This window comes from Cyclobacterium sp. SYSU L10401, from assembly GCF_010993705.1.
Classification (GTDB): Bacteria; Bacteroidota; Bacteroidia; order Cytophagales; family Cyclobacteriaceae; genus Cyclobacterium.
The window spans coordinates 526,599-547,002 of sequence record NZ_WOFO01000004.1 but is presented as its reverse complement, the minus strand read 5'-3'; the positions used below and the strand labels follow the sequence as shown (position 1 = coordinate 547,002).

Here is a 20,404-nt window from a genome sequence, read left to right as displayed (position 1 = left end):
TATAATTACTCTTTAGCGAAGGTTGCATTAAATTTTTGCTGTATGGCCTTCAATATCCTGGTGTTGGTTTCACTGCTACTTTCGATCTCGATTATTTTTGGTTTGATGGAATCGTGGAAGAAATTTGTCAAAACCTTTTTTAATTCAGGCATGGATTTGACCAGGTTGTATTCAAAATCCATCTCAGCGGCCAGACTACTGGCGTTGAGGCGTTGCTGGGTTTCAAAATATTCTTCCAATTCCGGTAAGTTAGCAGGCCCTTCGATCATGCGGAATATACCACCACCATGATTGTTGAATAAAATAATCCTGAGATTGGCCATGTTGTATTGGTGCCAAAATGCGTTCCTGTCGTAAAAGAAAGCCAGGTCACCGGTTATCAGGGTCACCGGTTCTTTGGTAGTAAAGGTACAGCCTACAGCCGTGCTGTTGCTGCCATCGATACCACTGGTGCCCCTGTTGGAGATGACTTCTACCTTTTCCTGGCTTATCCCCAGAAAATTAGCATTTCTCACCGCCATGCTGTTGGCCAAATGAACTTTTCCTGTTGCAGGTAAGGAAGAAAGAAGACCGGACAATGCTTTCAACTCCCCGAACGAAGCTTCTTGCAGCAGCTCAGGTAGCTGCTCTTTTACATATTCATTTTTGGATTCCCAACTTTGTTTGAAAGAGGGATCTATGACAGGGCCTTCCTGAAGCAGGAATTCCAGAAAGGTATCCGGTTGCAAGCGGATGATTTGATTCAAATGCTGGAATGGATCCGGAACCGGGCCTTCCGGCAAAATATGCCAGTGTGACAGCGGGCAATTCCTTAGAAACTGTTTCAGGGATTTGGATAATATGGATTTACCGAAGCTGATCAATAAATCGGGCACCATGTCTTGGTGCCTTTCCGGGTTTAACCCGAAGAAATCATGGTGAATGATGGCCTGCGGCTGGGCCATATTGCTGGTCACATCTGTCACCAAAACCCCACCTTGCTTTTGAATGATGGCCGACAATAAGCGTTTTATCTTAGGATGGGGTGGTTGCTGGCCTGGGAGAAGGAGTATTTTCCTGAAACCTGACAGCTGGTTCTTTAATTTTTGCCACACTTCTTCCCTGATGTGTTTGCTTCCTGCTTCGACTTCCAAAACAGGCTCCATTGCGGTGATGTCGAAATGATAGGTTTCCTGAGGTAAAGGGTAAAAGGGTTCCCTTAAGGGTACATTGATGTGGACCGGACCATAGGGGAAGGTTTTTGCCAAAACGAGCGCCTCCTTTACGATTCTTTTGGCATGCCATAATTTATCCGGTAAGGAAGCATCATCAGGAAAGGAAAAACTGCCTTTGACGTGCGGCCCATACACATTTTGTTGCCGGATGGTTTGTCCATCCCATTGATCTATCCATTCTGCCGGACGGTCTGCTGTCAGGACCAATAAAGGGACTTGCTGGTAAAAGGCCTCTGCTATGGCCGGGCCGTAATTCAAGGCGGCTGAACCACTGGTGCAGACCAGTACCACGGGCTTATTGAGTTGCTGGGCCATGCCCAAAGCCATAAAGGCTGCTGAGCGCTCATCTGAAATGGTACGGCAATGGATGGTAGGATGCCGGATAAATGCCAGGGTTAGTGGAGCACACCTGGATCCTGGTGAGAGTATGGCTTGGGAAATACCACTTTTTGCACAAATGGAAACCAGGTGGGTGATTTGAGGGAGTATCAAGGAGATTTTTTGGTTTTGATGATTTTGGCAATGGTGTTACATTTCATTTCGGTTTCTTCCCATTCTTTTTCAGGAATTGAATCTTCTGTGATCCCCGCTCCTGCAAAAAGTAAGGCTTCATTGTTTTCCAGTTTGGCACAGCGGAGGTTGACATACAAGGCGGTCTCTCCATCCATATTAACCGGGCCGATAAAGCCGGAAAAATAGGACCTGTCAAAGGCCTCTTCCGCAGCAATGAATGCCAGGGCCTCAGCTTTGGGCATGCCACATACGGCAGAAGTTGGATGAAGTAATTCCAACATGACCGTGCCCAATTGGGGGAAATTGGTAGCTTTCATATCCACCAAAAATTCAGATTTGAGGTGCAGCAAACCTCCTGCGATGGTGGTTTTTGGCCCCAATTCAAGGTATTCCCGGAGTCGGATTTTTTTGAAACAATCTACAATATAGCGACTGACCAATGCCTGTTCTTCTATTTCCTTCTGGGTCCAGGCAGCATTTTTCAAGGGATTGTCTCCCTGGGCCTTTTGAGTTCCCGCCAGGGCCATGGTGTAAAAACTATCTCCTCTGGTTTTGATCAGGGTTTCAGGGCTGGCACCCATCCAAAACCCGGTGGTTTCACTGTAGAAACAATTGATAAAGGCATTGGGATAGGCATCACAAAGGGCCAGAAAGGTAGCTGCTAGATCAAAGTCTGCGGAAAGTTTCATTTTTTTCAGCCGTGCCGGAACCACCTTATATAGTTTCCCTTCCTGAATGGATTGAATCGCCTTGGCCACTGTTTTGGTAAAACCTGATTTTCGGGAGACCTTTGCCTTTTTGCTGGGAGGGAAATAATGGATGGCTTCGCGGATTTTTTTTGTCAAATCTTCCCTTGGATTTTCCTGTAGGGGAAAATGATCCTCTGCAGATTGACTTTTGTCCAGTCTGAACCGATAGTAGTTGGTGGCTTTGATGAAGAAAGGCTGCTGCCCGGCCGAATGAAGAAAAGGATGGATCATAAACCCCGGAGGCAATTGGTCCAGATCCATTCCAGGCTGTTTGATACCATTTTTGTCTTCATCAATGACGACTTCTATTAGGGTTGATTTAGGCTTTTTCCAAATGGCAATGGGCAAGTGATCTTCCAGCGCCCTGGCCAGCAGGGTTTCCAGAAATACTTCTTTGGTAATTTCGGCTATGGTATTGGTTGTTTCCATTAAATCTTACTTTTGAAGAATGGCCAGGGTGATGCGGCTGATGCAGGATAACTTGTCCTGAGAATCTTTTATTTTTATTTCCCACACCTGGGTTTTTTTACCCAGATGAATGGGTTTGGCCCTTCCGGTTACCATCCCTTCTTTTACAGGCCGGAGGTGATTTGCATTGATCTCGAGTCCTACAGCATAGGATTTGTCATTGTCAATGGTAAGAAAGGCCGCCACAGATCCAAGACTTTCCGCCAAAACCACACTGGCTCCTCCATGTAACAATCCGAAAGGTTGTTTGGTTTTTGGAGATACTGGCATCGTAGCTTCCAGAAAATCATCTCCAATGGCAGTATAGGTAATCTCCAGATAACCGGTCATGCTCTCCTTTCCCAATTGGTTTAAAAAATTAAGATCCGGTTTTTCCTTAAATATCATGTATTATGGAATAAAATTTTTTCCTTTGATTTTGGAATCAAAAATAAAGAATCTTGAGCAGTAAAAAAATATATGTGGTGCGGCACGGGCAAACGGACTATAACCTCAAAGGGGTGGTACAGGGAAGCGGGATAGATGCCCCTATAAATGACACCGGCAGGAAACAGGCAGAAGCGTTTTATGAAAATTTCAAACACATTCCTTTTGATCACATTTACTATTCCTCCCTTATCCGAACCAGGCAATCCATAGAAAAATTTTTAAGCCGGGACATCTACCAGGAAAAGTTGCCTGAGCTGAATGAAATTTCCTGGGGGGATTATGAAGGCCTGCCGATGGATCATGACGAAAACCAGTATTACCTCAACATGTTGGACAACTGGTCTGCGGGAGAATTGGATCATAAAATAGGAGGGGGCGAATCTCCGATGGACGTCGCAGTACGGCTAAAAAGGGCCATGAAGTATATTTTAAGCCAGGGAGGAGAGCATATCTTGATTTGTATGCATGGCAGGGCTATTCGTATATTAATGACAGTTTTACTGGGATACGATTTGCGTTATATGGATGTGTTCAGGCATGAAAACCTATGCTGTTATGAATTGCATGAAGCCTCAAACGGCCTGATATACCTGGACAAATACCATCCGTCTCCACTGAAAAAAATTAAAGCTATAAAGTAAGCTTAATGGTAGCGATTTTTTTCTTCTGCTTTTGGTCCTCGGTCTTGGAAAGCAAAGCCTTGAAATTTTCCTGGCATTCATCCATGTCTATGATCCGGAAAGCAATATCCTCCAGTGGCACTTCCTTGCTGTCCGTGATTTTGACCACCATACTACCCATTTCACAAACCGTCCAGTCGGCAAATGGGACGGTTACCATCAGGGCCCTTTCCGAATTTCCGCCGTAGGCCTTGGTTTCAAAAGTTTTTAGAAAATTCAATTCAACTTTTGCAGGGCTGGATTGAATGCGTTTTAGCTCTGCTTCATTAAAGATGATTAAAAAAGTCTTTTCCGGACTATCTTTCGCTGAAGAGACCTGACCAAGGCCTAATAAGAGCAGGGCTAAAATGACTGTTTTCATAGATTCGTAATATATGTAATTATCATATACGAAACAAAAAATGAATTGGATTCCAATACAACAAAAAAAACCGGAAAATTTCCGGTTTTATATATTTTAAGCTTTAGATCTTTTTCGTTTGGGAGTGGGTTCCTCCACAATTTCATCTTCTACCCCCGCCAAAATTCTTCCACAATGTTCACAGACGATGATCTTTTTTCTTTCCCTGATTTCAGCCTGTCGCTGAGGAGGTACTATATTGAAACAGCCGCCGCATGCTCCCCTTTTTACCAGTACTACGGCAAGGCCGTTTTTGGCATTATTTCTGATTTTGTCATAAGACTTGATCAAGCGGTCTTCCACTTTTTTGGCAGCTTTATCCCTTTCGTTTTTCAGTTTTTTCTCTTCTGTTTCACTTTCTGAAACGATGGTATCTAACTCTCCTTTTTTCTGATCGAGGTCGTTTTGCCTGTCTTTCAGAATTTCGTTAAGGTCAGCAATATCTTTTTGCTTCTCCTCAATTCTTATTTGCGCTTCCGCTATTTTCTTTTTAGAAACCTGAATTTCCAGATCCTGTAATTCCAACTCTTTGGTGATGGCATCATATTCCCGGTTGTTTCTCACATTCATCTGCTGCTCCTGATACTTTTTGATCAGTTTTTCAGATTCCTTGATGGCATCTTTATGCTTTTTGATCTCATCCTCTGTAGCCGCTATATCTGAGTTGAATTTGCTCAGGCGTGTTTCATAGCCTATGATTTCATCTTCCAAATCCTGAACTTCTTCGGGAAGGGCTCCCCTCACCTTAAAAATAGCGTCTAAACGTGAATCAATATTTTGAAGGTTAAGAATAGCTTCTAATTTTTGTGCGACCGGACTTTCCATTTACTAAAGGTAACTTATTGGATTTGTAACTACATTTGTCAAATAGGTTGCAATATTACTAAATTTTTGCGACAATAAATCTTTTAAAAGTTCTTTTGTGTAAATTTCACTTTCATAATGTCCAATATCTGCCAATAAAATCTGTTGATCTGCATCAAAGAATTCGTGGTACTTTACATCAGCCGTAATAAACACATCTGCACCGGATTGTATGGCCTGGCCCAGCAGGAATATTCCTGCTCCTCCACAAAGGGCTACCTTGCTGATTTTCTTGTCCAAAACAGCTGTATGTTTCAGTACCTGCAGGCCCATGGATTTTTTCAGGTGTTGAAGAAAATCCATTCCGGGAATGGCTTCGGGCAACTGTCCGATCATACCGGACCCTACTTCCTGGTGATCATTGTCCAAAGGATGCAGGTAATAGGCCACTTCCTCATAAGGATGGGCACTTTTAAGGGCTTGTAGGACTTTTGACTGCAGGTGTGCCGGAAACATCAATTCTACCCTTTTTTCCGCCACCCTTTCCTCTTTTCCTTTGGAGCCAATATGGGGGGTGGCATTTTCCATGGGGAGAAAGGTCCCCTCTCCTTCTGTTTGAAAACTGCAGTGGGAGTAATTGCCAATTATTCCTGCTCCTGCCTGATATAAGACCTGGAGAACTTCCTCTGAGTTATCCCTGGGAATAAAGGTGGTCAGCTTGGTGAGTAGGCCTTTTTTGGGGGCCAGGATTTTCGTGTCCGACAGGCCGATTTTTTGAGCGATTTTCTGGTTTACACCCTGGTGTACGGCATCCAGGTTGGTATGTACGGCATAGATGGCAATATCATCTTTTATGGCTTTTATGACTGTTCTTTCCACATAATTTTTGCCTGTCAAACTTTTTAGACCTTTGAAAATGATGGGGTGATGGGCTACGATCAGGTTGCAACCTTTGGTTTTGGCCTCCTCTACTACTACTTCCGTTACGTCCAGCGAACAAATGATACCTGTCACCTGAGCCTCCGGGCTGCCCACTATCAGCCGGGCATTGTCATAGCTTTCCTGATAAGCGGAGGGAGCTATGGATTCTAAATGAGAAATGACATCCTTAATCAAATAAACCATATATTTGCTTTTGTTTTTCAATCAAAACTACAAAAAAATCCACAATGCGCTTCCCAGACTTTTTGTTGTTTCCTTTTGCCTTGATCTATGGGGGGATCACCGCTTTTCGAAACCACCTGTTTGATGCAGGATTGAAAAGAAGTCAGGCCTTTGAAGTGCCCACCATCGTGGTGGGCAACCTTGCCGTTGGAGGTACGGGTAAAACGCCCTTTGTGGAATTTTTGATCAAACACCTTTCACCAGGTCTTTCCCTTGGGGTGTTGAGCAGAGGCTATGGCCGTAAAACAAGCGGGTTTAGGATTGCGGATGAAACAGTGGGGCCGGAAGATATTGGAGACGAGCCCTTTCAGGTTTATTCCAAATTTAAAAGTCAGGTCCAGGTAGCAGTAGGAGAGGAAAGGATACTGGCTATCCCGATGATGCTGGCTGCAGCAAATGGGCTGCAGGCTATTTTGCTGGATGATGCTTACCAGCACCGCTACCTGAAAGCCGATGGCTATATATTGTTGACTACCTTTGAAAAACCCTTTTATAAAGATCACCTGCTGCCCATGGGCCGGCTCAGAGAGGGGAGAAAAAATGCCAATCGGGCTGACGCAGTAGTAGTAACGAAGTGCCCGAATACAATTTCCCAGGAAGAAAAGGATTTAATGACTACCAAAATAAAATGTTTTACCCGCAAGGAGACCCCCGTTTTTTTTGCCGGATTGAATTATGGCAGGCCGTATCCTTTGCAGAATGGAGATAGGGGCCTTGGCAAAAACCTGATTTTGGTAACAGGAATAGTGGACCCCAAGCCCATATTAAATGAATTAACCAAAAACCATCAGGTCTTGGAAGTGATTTCCTTTCCTGATCATCACCGCTATGCTGAAAAGGACATGCAGTCAATAAGGCGCATTTGTGACAAATTCAGGGATAAAAAGCCGGCCATAATCACCACTGAAAAAGATGCCGTTAAACTCAGGGATGAAAGATTATTGAAAATATTACAGCACCTTCCGGTTTTTATCTTGCCTGTAGCAGTAGCTATGGATAAAAAGGATGCGGATGATCTGTTGTATCGGGTGCATGAAATAATAAAAACAAAAAATACAGGTGTTGAAAAATAGGAGGAATTTCTTTTTTGCTGTGTGGGCAGTGTTGCTGGTGCTGAATTTTCCCTTGCAGGCCCAGCAATCACCTACCGAAGATGAGGATGAAAATAGTCCCAGGAGGGGATTACTGGATGATTCTACCAAAATGGTCTATGGTCCCAATACCTCACTTTATTTTTACGAAAAATCTGTCAGGAACAATCGATTTGAAAAATTGGAGCTGGATACTGCCCTCACCGGCTTTCACAACTACGAAGCGGTGGCAGACACCTGGTACAAATACCAGGATCTGGCCAATTTGGGGACTGCAGCCAGGCCTGTTTTCTATGAGGTTTCGCAGCAGATAGGTAGCACCTCAGGTTTTGATGCTTATAATTTATATCACAACTCAGCGGATAGTATCAAGTATTATGATACCAAATCTCCCCATACCAATATTGCTGCCTTTTTTGGTGGAGGGAACCGGAATAAACTGGATGTGGAATTTGTCAGGAATATCAAGCCCAATTGGAATGTAGGCATTGCTTACCGTACCATACGTGCAAGGAAAACTTTAAATCCAACGCGCAGGGACGATAACAATGTGGTCAATGATTCTTATGAGATCCATACCAATTATCATTCTGAAAATGAAAAATACCGGCTCTTGGCCAGTTTTACCAGAATGAAGCATAATGTCAATGAGCAGGGCGGAATCATACCCCCAGAGGTAGATACCACCTCGCTGTATTTTACCTACGAGGATTCCAAAGTATGGCTAAGGAATTCCAAAGCGGTAGATTTGCGACAGGAATACCACCTGTATCATGAATACGAGTTATTGAAAGGTTGGCAGGCCTACCATGTTTTCGATAAAAAAAAGCAGGAGGTGACTTTTTTCAGTAATCTCGGAACCACAGATGCGGCCTTTTTTAACGAAAATCGGTTCAATTCCTCGGATACCACTTTGGTACACAGTAAAACCGATACGACCAATAACCACAACCATTTCTCGGAATGGAAAAATGAAATGGGCTTTAAGGGAGATTTTGGTCCGGTTTATTACAATGCTTATCTTAAATTTCGTTCAGGAAGAATGGCCAGCAGGTTTTTTAGCTCTAACAATTCCTTTACAGAGCTATATCTGGGAGGAGCGTTGAGGGGTGAGATCAATGAAAACTGGATGTTTGAGGCGGAGGGGGAATACCTTATTCCCAATGGGTACCACATCAAAGGCCTGTTTATCTCTCCCTTTCTGGATGTCAGCTATACCAAAGCCTTGTATAAGCCAAGTTTCGCCCAGGAGAGGTATCAGGGGAATCATTACCAATGGGATAACAACTTCTCCAATACAGGAGTAGATCAGATCAAGGGCACCATTAAAGCTGATTTTCCTCACTTTAAAATCAGACCCAACCTGACAATCAACCGGGTTAATAACTACGTTTTTTATAATGAAGAGCAGGTGCCTGAGCAGATTTCTTCAGAGGCATTTATGGTTATTCCGGGGGTAAATGCACATTTTATTTTTGCTGGTAAATTTCACTGGCAGTCTGAGGCTTATTACTCCTTGATTACCGGTGGGGCTGCGGAGAAATTCCGGATTCCCGAATTATTTGTCAACTCCCGGTTTTTCTTCGATGGTCCCTTATTCAATGAGAATGTGTATGTGCAGTTGGGGCTGGAAGTAAGGTACAGGTCGGATAATTTTGCTCCGGCCTACATGCCGGCAACCCAGCAGTTTTACTTGCAAAATGATTTCAATGTATTTGCCTATCCGGTAGCAGACGCTTTTTTAAACTTCAGAATCAACCGGACCAGGGTCTTATTCAGGTACAACCACCTGAATGCTGGCCTGATGGAGAATGACGGTTATTTTGTCACGCCTGGTTATACCGGTTTGAAAAATATGCTGGACCTTGGGATCAGTTGGTATTTCTTTGATTAAATTTAAATATGGATTGGCAGGAATCGACAAAGCAAAAAATGTTGCGGTTGCAGTTGCCCACAGATCCTCGTTGGGTGGATGTGGCTAAAATCAGCCTGGAAGAAATATTGGTGGATCATGCCTATTGCGAACAAAAGGCGGCTTCTTCCTGTATTTCTTTAATTATCAAATTTCCTGAATTTGACCGAATGGTGGATGTGCTCAGTCCGGTGGTGGCGGAGGAATGGGCGCATTTTGAGGCCGTAATGCAGCAGATCCGCAAACGCGGCTACAAGTTTGGGCACCCCAGAAAAGACGAATATGTGGTGCAGTTGCAAAATTTTGTGCGCAAAGGCGGTAGCAGGACAGACCAATTGACGGAGCACTTGCTGATGAATGCCCTGATTGAAGCCAGGTCTTGTGAACGTTTCAAAATACTTTGGAAAAACCTGGAAGATGAGGAGCTTCAACAGTTTTATTACCAGCTCATGATTTCTGAAGCAGGACACTATGTGAATTTTATCCAACTGGCCAAAGCTTACCATGATCCGGATAAGGTGGAAAAACGCTGGGCAGAATGGTTGGCTTTTGAAAAGGAGGTCATGGAAACTTTGGCTATCAGGGGAGACCGGATGCATTGATGCCTGGCTAGTTTGTTAAATTTTCGGAAATACTTTGCTGCAAAACAATAAATGGTTAATATTATCGAAATAGTTGGTTCATTTTATCATAAGTGGCCATTTACGGACAAAGCATGAATTTGATCGAGAATATAAGGGAGGCCTTCCGGTCGGTACAAGCCAATCTTTTACGTACCATTTTAACGGGTTTGATCATTGCGATAGGCATCACTTCCTTGGTGGGGATGCTAACTGCGATAGATGCCATGAAGGCTCAGATTGAGGAAAGTCTTTCCGGATTTGGGGCCAATAATTTTGATGTAAGGAGCAGGGGCTTTTCCGGAGGAAGGGCCACTTCTTCGGGAGTTGCACCGAAAAATTACCCCAACATATCTTTTAGGGAAGCAGAGGCTTTTAAAAAAGAATACAGCCAAATGGGTTTGTCTACCATCACTACTTCAGTGACAGGTTCAGCGGAGGTGAAGCGGGGTTCAAAAAAAACCAACCCCAATAGCCGCATTATCGGAGGGGATGAAAACTATTTTATGATCAAAGGAATTACCATAGCAAAAGGCAGGAATTTCAGTAATGTGGAAATCCAGTATGGCAACAATGTTTGTGTAATCGGTACAGAAATCCAGAAATCCCTTTTTAATGTTGGGGAAGAGCCTGTAGGTGCGTACATCTCATTTTTTGGTAAGCGATACACCATTGTAGGTATGATGGAAAAGCAAGGCGGAGTAGGAGGGGATACCGGTGCAGACAGGGCCATTGTGATTCCTGTCCTGAATGCCAGAAATCTGGATCAAAGAGGTACTTTTCGGTATACCATCACCGTGGCGGGAAAAGACCCTGTAAAATTGGATTATGAAATGGGACAGGCCACCGGAATCATGCGGTCCATCCGGGAGGATGGTATCGGAATGGAGGACTCCTTTGAAGTAGTCAAGTCCCAAACCCTTGGAGAAAGTCTGGAAGAAATCGCCGGTTTTCTTCGAATAGGCGGCTTTGGGATTGGATTCATTACCTTGCTGGGAGCAGCCATCGGTCTTATGAATATCATGCTGGTATCTGTAACCGAAAGGACCAGGGAAATTGGTATCCGTAAAGCCATGGGAGCCACACCTAAACTGATCCGGCAGCAATTTTTGATTGAAGCGATAGTCATCTGTGTTTTGGGGGGGATTTTGGGTGTCCTGATGGGAATAGGCATTGGTAACCTGGTGGGTAACTCCGTAGGTCCTGGAGGTTTTTTGGTTCCATGGGTCTGGATCATATTTGCCTTTGTCGTTTGTATCCTGGTAGGCTTGTTTTCGGGACTACTTCCAGCCTATAAAGCCAGCCGTCTGGACCCTATAGAATCATTACGTTATGAATAAATGAATTACCATGAATGATCATATTTATGATGCCCTCGTCATCGGGTCAGGTATCAGCGGAGGATGGGCTGCAAAGGAATTGTGCGAGAAGGGTTTGAAAACAATGGTCCTGGAGCGGGGTAGGAATGTGACTCACAGGGAGGATTATCCCACCATGCATACCCCGCCCTGGGAGTTTCCCCTTCGAGGACAATTGCCATTGGAGGTGCGGAAAGAAAATCCCGTGGTTTCCCGTTGTTATGCCTTTAAAGACGATGCAGACCATTTTTTTGTCAAGGACAAGGAGCACCCTTACATTCAGGATAAACCTTTTGACTGGATAAGGGGATATCAGGTTGGCGGTAAGTCCCTGCTATGGGCGCGGCAAGTGCAACGCTGGAGTTCCTATGACTTTGAAGGCCCGGGCAGGGATGGATTTGCTGTAGATTGGCCCATCCGATATGCCGATATCGCGCCCTGGTACAGCCATGTGGAAAAGTTTATTGGGGTCAGTGGAAACAAAGATGGACTGGATACCCTTCCCGACGGAGAATTTCTACCTCCCTGGGAAATGAACAAAGTGGAGAGAATCGTTCAGGAACGCATCCTGGAGACTTATCCGGACAGGAAATTTGTCATAGGCCGGTGTGCCCATTTGACGGAGCCCCAGGACCACCATAAAGCCCAGGGCAGGGGACAGTGCATGGCCCGGAGTCTTTGCCAGCGGGGTTGCCCTTTTGGGGCCTATTTTAGCTCAAATTCTTCTACCCTTCCTGCTGCAGAAAAGACCGGAAACCTGACCATCAGGCCTCATTCCGTGGTTCATTCCCTTATTTATGACGATAAGGCAGGTAAGGTTACAGGTGTCCGAATCATAGATGCCATAAGTAAAGAGACTACTGAATATTTTGCAAAGGTGATTTTCGTCAATGCTTCTGCATTGAACTCCAACCTTATTTTGCTGAATTCCAAATCGGGCCGCTTTCCAGATGGTCTGGGCAATGACAGCGGACTTTTGGGTACCCATATAGCCTTTCATAATTATCGGGGCTCCTTATCAGCCCACATGGAAGGTCATCTGGACTCCTATTATTATGGAAGGCGACCCACTGCAGTGATGCTTCCGAATTTCAGAAACGTCAAAAAGCAGGAGATGGACTTTCTGCGTGGATACATGACTTTTTACTCGGCTGGCAGGGGCGGTTGGGGCGGTGCCCGAAACGAGGATTTTGGTCCGGATTTTAAGGACGCTAACTCAGAAGCCGGACCTTGGGGTGTATACATGATGATGCAGGGAGAGACCATTCCAAAACAGAGCAATAGGGTATATCTAGATGAAAATCAGACAGATGAGTGGGGGATGCCTCAGTTGCGGGTAGATGTGGGCTATGATGATAATGATGAGAAAAGCCTTCGGGACTTTTTGGATCAGGGAGCTGAAATGCTGGAAAGTGCAGGCTGCAAAAATATTCGTCAAAATGATAGCAAACAGGCTCCGGGACTAGATATCCACGAAATGGGTGGCGTAAGGATGGGTAAAGATCCCAAAACCTCCCTTCTGGGGAGGTTTAACCAAATGCATGCCTGCCCAAATGTCTATGTCACAGATGGAGCGTCCATGACCTCTACCGGTACCCAGAATCCAAGTCTGACCTATATGGCCTTTACAGCTAGGGCTGTAGACCATGCTGTGAAATCCCTCAAAGGGATGGGATGAAGCCGGTGGCGGGAGTCCAGGCAATCGGGTTTATACAGGGTCAGCACCGTAACAGGAATTTTGTTGCGTATGCTATCCACTCGCTGATGACTTCAGTCTGGCCCTGTCAAAAAACGGAGGAAAAGGTCAGGGCCTAATTGGAGAGATTATAGATTATTGCTTGTTTTTTTGGAGAATAATTTGGAAATAACGCATACTGATAAAAAATTGTCAAATGAAATTCTATATCACTTCCGCATACCCCTTTCATCCCGTTAATAATTTTGGAGTGAATTGGATCAGGGAATCCATAGCATTAAGTGGAAGTGATACCCATACATTAGTTGATGACCCGGCTGCTTCCGACATCATCTTATTTTTAGAACATCATCCAGTTTCAGACCCTTATTTTTTCAAAGTATTGACCCATGAATTAACCCAAAGATTTTATCACAAGGTGATTCTTTATACGGATAGCGACAATCCCCTAGCCCTGATACCAACCATTTCTCCGTCTTTTGAAAAGAAATTTTACAATCCACATAGGGAAAGGTCTGGCCCTTAAATTGGGAGGCATACTGAAAACACCTCAATTTCCTATTCCAAGGAAAGGAAGGAGCCAGAATATTTGTTTTCTTTTATAGGTGCTTCCCGTACGCACCCGGTACGGAATGAAATTTTAAATATTAAGTTTGATAATTGTTTTCTAAAAGATACCAGCGATAAATATTTATGGGAATTAAGTGGTGAGGAAAAACTGTTGTTTGAAGAGCAATTTATCCAGGTCAGTCATAACAGTTGTTTCGTTTTATGCCCCAGGGGCCATGGAGTGAATTCTTATCGACTCTACGAAACCATGGAAATGGGAATTGCTCCGGTTATTATTTCAGATGAGTGGATTCCCATGGAGGGCCCACAATGGGATGAGTTTTCTATCCGGATACCTGAAAAGCACATTGCCAAGTTACCTGAATTGCTATTGAAAAACAGGTCAAGGGCCCTTGAGATGGGGAAAATTGCAAGGAAAAATTGGGAAAAGTGGTTTTCAAAAGAAGTTTGCTTTCTTCAAATAGCCAGATTGTCCACAGAACTTCAGAAGGACCGAAAGCATCCCCATTTTACCTATGAATCAGCTAAATACTTTCAATTTTTGAGACCTTTTCATTTTAAAAATCTGCTGCGTTACTTTAAAAACACGTTAATGAAACGGTAATTTTTTTCCGGCAGCTAAAACCATTGCTTAATCAGGTAATCTGCACCCTGTTATTGAAGATTTAAATTTTCTTTTTTCCTAATAGACATCTCCGGTCGTTTTCTTGTCTACAAAATTATTGGTTTTTCAAGTGAGCGTGGTACTGAGGGTACTATGTCCTCACTTTTTTTAAAATATAAGATAGCAAGTTTTAATTTATTTTATATAATTTATCTAATAATAATTATGGTGATTAGCTAATAAAATATTTACTATCGGTTTATTTTGACATCATTCAAAATTTATGGGTTTCTTAAATACATAAAAATGAATTTAAAAAACACTAAAACGTTGATTATTAAATTTTATTGTTTATATTGCTTGAAATTGTTGATTCGATTTTCTTTTCCGAACTCTATTACAGGTCAATCAAGTTTCCACTTTACGATGATGCAAAATGGGCTGTTTTGCGAAAAAAGTTATCTCCCGATCCCCCCTGTTTTTTCTAGCTTTAGTAGCAGGACTGCTATTTAGCCGGGGCTCAAATGGTCAAAGCATTGGATTTGACCAAACTGCTTTAAAATTTAATGGCCTCAGTCCAATATCCAGTGGGACTTCGCTCAAATTTGGACCTGATGAACGGCTTTATGTTTCTCAGGTAGACGGGACCATTAAAATTTATACCATTTTAAAAGCTGGATTGAATCAATATGAGGTTACTGATGTAGAAATTTTAAATGGTGTAAAAGAAATCCCCAATTTTGATGACAATGGTAAGCCTGCTTATGACAACAGGAATAAGCGCCAAATAACCGGAATTACAGTGGTGGGTACTGCATCTAACCCTGTGATCTATGCTACTTCCAGTGATCCAAAATGGGGAGGTCCCAGTGGAGACAAGGTGCTTGATACCAACTCAGGGACAATCACCAGATTGACCTGGACGGGTTCTGAATGGGAAGTTATTGATTTGGTTAGGGGTTTGCCTAGATCTGAAGAAAATCATTCCACCAATGGTTTGGAATACACCTTAATTAATGGCAAGCCATATTTACTTGTTACCAGTGGAGGCTTTACAAATGGAGGTGCCCCTTCCAAGAATTTCACCTACATTACCGAATATGCCTTGGGAGCAGCCATCTTGAGTGTTGACCTGGAGGCGATAGAGGTGATGGAAACTAAGTTAGATCCCATTTCAGGGCGGCAGGTAAAATATGATATTCCTACCCTTGACGATCCCAGCCGGCCCAATAAAAATTTTATTTACGACCCCAACCATCCCGGATATGATGGGATTGATGAAAACGACCCTTTTGGGGGAAATGACGGGCTAAACATGGCCATGCTGGTAGCCGGCGGGCCTGTGCAAATTTTCTCAGGTGGGTACAGAAACTCCTATGACCTGGTAGTTACGGAAAGCAAAAAGGTCTATGCTACCGATAATGGAGCCAATGTCAATTGGGGTGGACTTCCTGAAAATGAGGGTGATCCCTTATTGGTTAACAACAATTTTCTTGTTGGCGAACCAGGTGGTAATTCCAATAGTCCAAGTGCTTCAGGGGAATATGTGGATAACAAGGACCACCTACACCTTATCGCCCAGGATTTGGACAATTATACTTTTGGTTCCTACTATGGCGGTCATCCAACTCCGGTGAGAGCTAATCCCGGAAACCCATATTCACAAGGGTCAAGTTTTCCTTTTAATCCGAGTGGCGCCGGCTTGTATACCAAATTTGTCGGTGATGACAGTGATTGGTCTAATATTGTGCCCGATTTTCAGCCAACAGATAAATTCAGGATACAAATTCATCAACCGGTGGCCCCCGGGACACCGGGTTTTGACGAATATGCAGCCAATAGTCTGCCTGCCAATTGGCCTCCTGTTCCGTTATCTCTGGCCGATGGGAAGGAAGCAGATTTCATAGCTCCATCTTTGCCCAACCCGAATGGCCCCCAAACTGAAATCATTACCCAGTTGCCCATTAATTCCAATGGTATTGACGAATACAAGGGATCTAATTTCGGAGGCCAGCTAAAAGGGGCTTTGGTGATTGGCAAAAGTGGGGGATCGCTACATTTGGTTCATCTAAATCCTGATGGATCATTAAATAACCTAGAAGCAAATAAATGGAATTTAAATGGAGGTAATGCATTGGGGATCTCCTGTAATGGAGATGATCAAATATTTCCAGGAACCATTTGGGTTGCTACCTATGATAATAGAATAATGGTACTTACCCCTTCCGATGAGGTGTTTTGTATCGCTGAAAATGATCCGAATTTTGATCCTTTGGCAGATTATGATTTCGATGGCTATACCAATCAAGACGAAATTGACAACGGAAGTGATTACTGTTCTGGTGCTTCTATTCCAAATGATTTCGATGCAGACTTCATTTCAGATTTAAACGATCTGGATGATGATGGAGATGGGATTCCTGACGAACTCGATCCATTTCAGTTGGGGGAACCCAGGAATCTACCCATTAATAATGAATTATTCAGTAATCAGCTTGATAGACAAGGAAGACAAAGTGGTTATTTAGGCTTGGGACTGACTGGCTTGATGAACAATGGAGCCCCTAACCCAAATTGGCTGAATTGGCTGGATAAACCAAATGAAAGACCAGGTCCTGCTGATATTTATGGGGGGGCAGCTGGTGCTATTCAGGTCTCCATGACAGGCGGTACAGCAAATGGTACTATAAATAACCAGGAAAAAGGTTTCCAATTTGGAGTCAATGTTGGTTTGGAAACAGGGAAATACACGATCAGTACCGGATTACTGGGACTGGCTTCATCCGGAGGTTTGTACGAATATACCGGTGATGGAGAAGTGGGTATACAAATGGGAGATGGATCCCAAAGTAACTTTATTAAATTGGTGTTTACTTCAACGCATTTGATAGCAGCACAGGAGATCAATGATGTGCCCGATTCAAATCCCATAATGATCCCCATACCTGTTCAGGACCGACCTGATCCGGGGGCTTCAGTCACATTGGGCTTTGATGTCGATCCTTTGGACGGTTCAGTGCAGCCTTTTTACATTTTTGGAAATGGAGAGAAAATAACGGTTGGAACCATTTATAGTTCAGGAACCATTAAAAATGCCATTCAAGGGTTGGGTAGTCCTTTGGCAATAGGAATTTTTGGAACATCCAATGATTTTGAAGATTCATTTATTGGCGTTTGGGATTTTTTTAGGGTGGTTGGAAACCAGCCTTATATCATTCGAGAATTAGGGAATGTTGACAAGATCATCAATGATCCCGATCTGATGATCGACTTAAACCAATATTTTGAAGATAATGAAGGGAATCAGAACCTTACCTATGCTGTCGTAGGAAATACCTTTCCTGCAGTAGGTGCTACCATTTCCGGAAATACACTTACCTTAAGTTTTCCAAATGATGAAGGGCAATCAGAAATTACCATCAGGGCAACGGACCAGGATAATTTTTTTATCGACCAATCTTTCTTTGTAAACGTGAGTGTAGGAACTGAAGTATTCCTGAGAATCAATGCCGGAGGAGGGGTCCTGGATGATCCTTCAGATAATCCAGACTGGTTAAGCAATAGTGTCACTGGATCTATGACCACCGAGTCCTACAGCGTGAATGCAGGGAAATTAAGCAACAACACCTTTGAATTGGCAGGCAGGCATGCATCTATTCCGTCCTATATCAGTGATCAAATGTATGTTCAATTATTCAATACAGAAAGATATAATGGAACTGCCAGCATGCAATTCGACATACCGCTTCCAAATGGAGATTATCTGGTGAACCTTTACATGGGTAATGGTTACAGCGGCACCTCCCAACCAGGGCAAAGGGTTTTTAGTGTTGCAGTAGAAGGAGAAGTAAAATTACCTGAAATAGACTTATCTGGCCAATATGGCCATAAAGTGGGTGCAATGGAGCAAATTCCAATTACGTTGGAAGACGAAGAATTGAATATTAATTTTATAAAAATAACCGAAAATCCGCTGATCAATGGAATTGAAATCATTAGGAAATTCGGAACTTTTATACACAATCCTATAGTGGTGGTTTCCCCTGACAACCTTATCAATTCTTCAGGGGAAGAGCTGGATGGCAGTTTATTCATTGAGGCCTCAGGTGGAGATGGAAACCTCAATTATACCGCTGTTGGTCTACCACCATCTATCGTTATAGAACCGACCAATGGAACCATTTACGGCAGTTTGGATGAGGACGCACATGTAAATAGTCCTTACCTGGTTACTGTTACTGTTGATGATGAGGATGGCACAAGTTCAGATGCAGTTGAAATCACCTTTACCTGGACAATTAGCCCAAGTTTAATTCAGCAAACCTGGCAAATCAAAAATGAATCTCAGCAGTACACGAGCAGACATGAAAATTCTTTCGTTCAGGCTGGAGATAAATTTTACCTGCTTGGGGGGCGGGAAAGCAGTAGGACTTTGGAAATATATGACTATACAAATGATTCCTGGACTTCTTTACCCAATAGTATTCCTTTTGAGTTTAACCATTTCCAGGCAGTAGAATACCAGGGGCTTATCTGGGTCATAGGCGCATTCCAGAATAATAATTTCCCCAATGAATTGCCGGCTGATCATATTTGGATTTTTGATCCCTCTACCCAGGAATGGATTCAGGGTCCCGAAATTCCCTCCGGAAGAAAAAGGGGTTCCGCAGGCGTTGTTGTGTACAATGGGAGATTTTTTATTGTCAATGGTAATACCCAGGGGCATAGTGGAGGGGCAGTTAATTATTTTGATGAGTTTAATCCGCAAACCGGAGAGTGGACCATCCTGGAGAATTCTCCACAGGCGAGAGACCACTTCTTTTCTACAGTGGTCGGAAACCAAATGTATGTCATTTCTGGTAGGCGAAGTGGCGGAGATGGTGGTGTTTTTAGTCCTGTGATTTCAGAAGTAGATGTGTATAATTTCAGTACAAAAACGTGGTCAACCCTGCCGGCAGAACAAAACTTACCCACTCCCAGGGCAGGGGCAATTGCCAACAATTACCTGGACAAAATTATTGTCGCAGGAGGAGAAGTGGAGAATCAAACCGAAGCACTGGCAATTGCTGAAATGTTTGACCCTGCTGAGGGATCCTGGTTTTTGCTCGCTCCTATGAATTTCCCCAGGCATGGGACCCAGGGTATTGTATCCGGAAAAGGATTGTATGTTTTGGGAGGTTCTCCAAATAGAGGTGGAGGCTCACAAAAAAATATGGAAGTTTTCGGTTATGATGAGCCCAAGGGAACCGCACTTGTTGCAAGTGAGCTTTCGGTGGACAATACCTTTACTATAAATAGCGGAGAAATAAAGGGGACCCAACTTCAGGTAGCAAATGGAAATACAGGAATTTTTATCAGATCAATGACCATAGAAGGTACTGATGCATCAAGTTTTATTATTAAATCTCAGCAAACCAATAATTTTCTGTTAGGAAAGGATTCTCAATTTGAGGTAGAAATTGAATACGTAGGATCAGGAGATAAGGAAGCAATTCTAAAGATTGATTATGGGTTGAGTGCAACCAAATCGATTCAATTGATTGGACAAAATGCACCTCCGATCGTTAATTTAACAGCCTCCCCAACATCTGGATTTGCCCCATTACAGGTAGATTTCAGTAGCGCCGGATCAATGGGTACAGGGACTCTTTCCTTTCTTTGGGATTTCAAGGATGGGATTACCTCTACTAATGAAGATGTCAACCACACCTTTATTAACCCTGGAAGTTATAACGTTAGCCTGACCATAACCGATGAAAATGGAGAAACAGCCACAAGCAATGTAGGCATCACGGTAACTGAGTATGTGGAGCCAACAGGTCCCGTATCCCTGGCGGAGGCATCGGTAAGTACAGGAACATCCCCACTTTCGGTTTCCTTTACCGGTTCTGGTTCTACGGGCAGCGGCACGCTATCCTATGTTTGGGATTTCGGAGATGGTAGTAGCTCCACGACAGCAGACCCCGAACATACCTTTGCCACAGCAGGAGTCTATGCGGTAAGCCTGACGGTGACAGATGGCAATGGGCAATCTTCTCAGGACACGATAGAAATAACCGTTTCACCGTCGGAAGTTACGCCTGACTTTTCACTTTACCTGAATAGCGGTACGGCAAACGATGCGAGCCTTGG

The 20,404-nt window shown here is 43.5% G+C and carries 15 protein-coding genes; 9 read left to right on the top strand and 6 right to left on the bottom strand.

The genetic code is table 11. The annotated features are described in order from the left end of the window. Nucleotides 1–5: 5 nt before the first annotated feature. The 3 genes from menD to GL182_RS12875 are packed head-to-tail and all read right to left on the bottom strand — an operon-like array spanning nt 6 to nt 3,331. Nucleotides 6–1,706 (bottom strand): 2-succinyl-5-enolpyruvyl-6-hydroxy-3-cyclohexene-1-carboxylic-acid synthase, encoded by a 1,701-nt coding sequence (gene menD, locus GL182_RS12885; protein ID WP_163380070.1) that lies wholly within the window; start codon nt 1,704–1,706, stop codon nt 6–8. Beyond that, complete coding sequence (locus tag GL182_RS12880; RefSeq protein WP_163380069.1) at nt 1,703–2,905, bottom strand: chorismate-binding protein; 1,203 nt, start codon at nt 2,903–2,905, stop codon at nt 1,703–1,705. Before GL182_RS12880 ends, menD begins: the two co-directional genes overlap by 4 nt. A 6-nt stretch (nt 2,906–2,911) precedes the next feature. Next, a complete protein-coding gene (locus tag GL182_RS12875; RefSeq protein ID WP_163380068.1) occupies nt 2,912–3,331 on the bottom strand; it encodes a hotdog fold thioesterase in 420 nt (139 codons plus the stop codon). Nucleotides 3,332–3,384: 53 nt separating this feature from the next. Between GL182_RS12875 and GL182_RS12870 the strand changes: the two genes are divergently transcribed. Next, the gene (locus tag GL182_RS12870; protein ID WP_163380067.1) at nt 3,385–4,014 is read left to right on the top strand and encodes a histidine phosphatase family protein; all 630 of its coding nucleotides are present in this window, start codon (nt 3,385–3,387) and stop codon (nt 4,012–4,014) included. On the opposite strand, the gene GL182_RS12865 is transcribed toward GL182_RS12870, so the two are convergent. The 3 genes from GL182_RS12865 to GL182_RS12855 all read right to left on the bottom strand — a co-directional run bounded on the left by GL182_RS12865 (nt 4,004) and on the right by GL182_RS12855 (nt 6,382). Further along, nucleotides 4,004–4,414: a hypothetical protein gene (locus tag GL182_RS12865; RefSeq protein ID WP_163380066.1), complete on the bottom strand. Its 411-nt coding sequence runs from the start codon at nt 4,412–4,414 to the stop codon at nt 4,004–4,006. The genes GL182_RS12870 and GL182_RS12865 overlap by 11 nt on opposite strands. A 96-nt stretch (nt 4,415–4,510) precedes the next feature. Beyond that, on the bottom strand, nt 4,511–5,278 hold the full coding sequence (locus tag GL182_RS12860) for a zinc ribbon domain-containing protein (protein ID WP_163380065.1): 768 nt from the start codon (nt 5,276–5,278) through the stop codon (nt 4,511–4,513). A gap of 3 nt (nt 5,279–5,281) precedes the next feature. Beyond that, nucleotides 5,282–6,382, bottom strand: coding sequence for a Nif3-like dinuclear metal center hexameric protein (locus GL182_RS12855; RefSeq protein WP_163380064.1), 1,101 nt, complete (start codon nt 6,380–6,382; stop codon nt 5,282–5,284). Nucleotides 6,383–6,426: 44 nt separating this feature from the next. On the opposite strand from GL182_RS12855, the gene lpxK reads away from it, so the two are divergent. The 8 genes from lpxK to GL182_RS12815 form a co-directional block, all read left to right on the top strand. Next, nucleotides 6,427–7,494: a tetraacyldisaccharide 4'-kinase gene (gene lpxK / locus GL182_RS12850; protein WP_163380063.1), complete on the top strand. Its 1,068-nt coding sequence runs from the start codon at nt 6,427–6,429 to the stop codon at nt 7,492–7,494. Continuing rightward, nucleotides 7,481–9,406 carry a putative porin gene (locus tag GL182_RS12845; protein ID WP_240469821.1) on the top strand — a complete coding sequence of 642 codons (1,926 nt, stop codon included), beginning with the start codon at nt 7,481–7,483 and terminating at the stop codon, nt 9,404–9,406. Before lpxK ends, GL182_RS12845 begins: the two co-directional genes overlap by 14 nt. A gap of 8 nt (nt 9,407–9,414) precedes the next feature. Further along, complete coding sequence (locus GL182_RS12840) at nt 9,415–10,026, top strand: tRNA-(ms[2]io[6]A)-hydroxylase (protein WP_205603645.1); 612 nt, start codon at nt 9,415–9,417, stop codon at nt 10,024–10,026. Nucleotides 10,027–10,139: 113 nt separating this feature from the next. Further along, the gene (locus GL182_RS12835; RefSeq protein WP_163380062.1) at nt 10,140–11,384 is read left to right on the top strand and encodes an ABC transporter permease; all 1,245 of its coding nucleotides are present in this window, start codon (nt 10,140–10,142) and stop codon (nt 11,382–11,384) included. A 10-nt stretch (nt 11,385–11,394) separates the two neighbouring features. Beyond that, nucleotides 11,395–13,080 (top strand): GMC oxidoreductase, encoded by a 1,686-nt coding sequence (locus tag GL182_RS12830; protein ID WP_163380061.1) that lies wholly within the window; start codon nt 11,395–11,397, stop codon nt 13,078–13,080. A 214-nt stretch (nt 13,081–13,294) separates the two neighbouring features. Further along, a complete protein-coding gene (locus tag GL182_RS12825; RefSeq protein ID WP_163380060.1) occupies nt 13,295–13,624 on the top strand; it encodes a hypothetical protein in 330 nt (109 codons plus the stop codon). After that, a complete protein-coding gene (locus GL182_RS12820) occupies nt 13,625–14,272 on the top strand; it encodes an exostosin family protein (protein ID WP_317167803.1) in 648 nt (215 codons plus the stop codon). It abuts the gene before it with no gap. A gap of 436 nt (nt 14,273–14,708) precedes the next feature. Beyond that, nucleotides 14,709–20,404, top strand: a 5,696-nt coding sequence (locus GL182_RS12815; RefSeq protein ID WP_163380058.1) for a PKD domain-containing protein, incomplete at its 3' end; no start/stop codon positions are given.

Coding starts and splice junctions, on each gene's coding strand:
- GL182_RS12880 (WP_163380069.1), bottom strand. CDS start 2,905: ATGGAAACAACCAATACCATAGCCGAAATTACCAAAGAAGTATTTCTG.
- GL182_RS12875 (WP_163380068.1), bottom strand. CDS start 3,331: ATGATATTTAAGGAAAAACCGGATCTTAATTTTTTAAACCAATTGGGA.
- GL182_RS12865 (WP_163380066.1), bottom strand. CDS start 4,414: ATGAAAACAGTCATTTTAGCCCTGCTCTTATTAGGCCTTGGTCAGGTC.
- GL182_RS12860 (WP_163380065.1), bottom strand. CDS start 5,278: ATGGAAAGTCCGGTCGCACAAAAATTAGAAGCTATTCTTAACCTTCAA.
- GL182_RS12855 (WP_163380064.1), bottom strand. CDS start 6,382: ATGGTTTATTTGATTAAGGATGTCATTTCTCATTTAGAATCCATAGCT.
- lpxK (WP_163380063.1), top strand. CDS start 6,427: ATGCGCTTCCCAGACTTTTTGTTGTTTCCTTTTGCCTTGATCTATGGG.
- GL182_RS12840 (WP_205603645.1), top strand. CDS start 9,415: ATGGATTGGCAGGAATCGACAAAGCAAAAAATGTTGCGGTTGCAGTTG.
- GL182_RS12835 (WP_163380062.1), top strand. CDS start 10,140: ATGAATTTGATCGAGAATATAAGGGAGGCCTTCCGGTCGGTACAAGCC.
- GL182_RS12830 (WP_163380061.1), top strand. CDS start 11,395: ATGAATGATCATATTTATGATGCCCTCGTCATCGGGTCAGGTATCAGC.
- GL182_RS12825 (WP_163380060.1), top strand. CDS start 13,295: ATGAAATTCTATATCACTTCCGCATACCCCTTTCATCCCGTTAATAAT.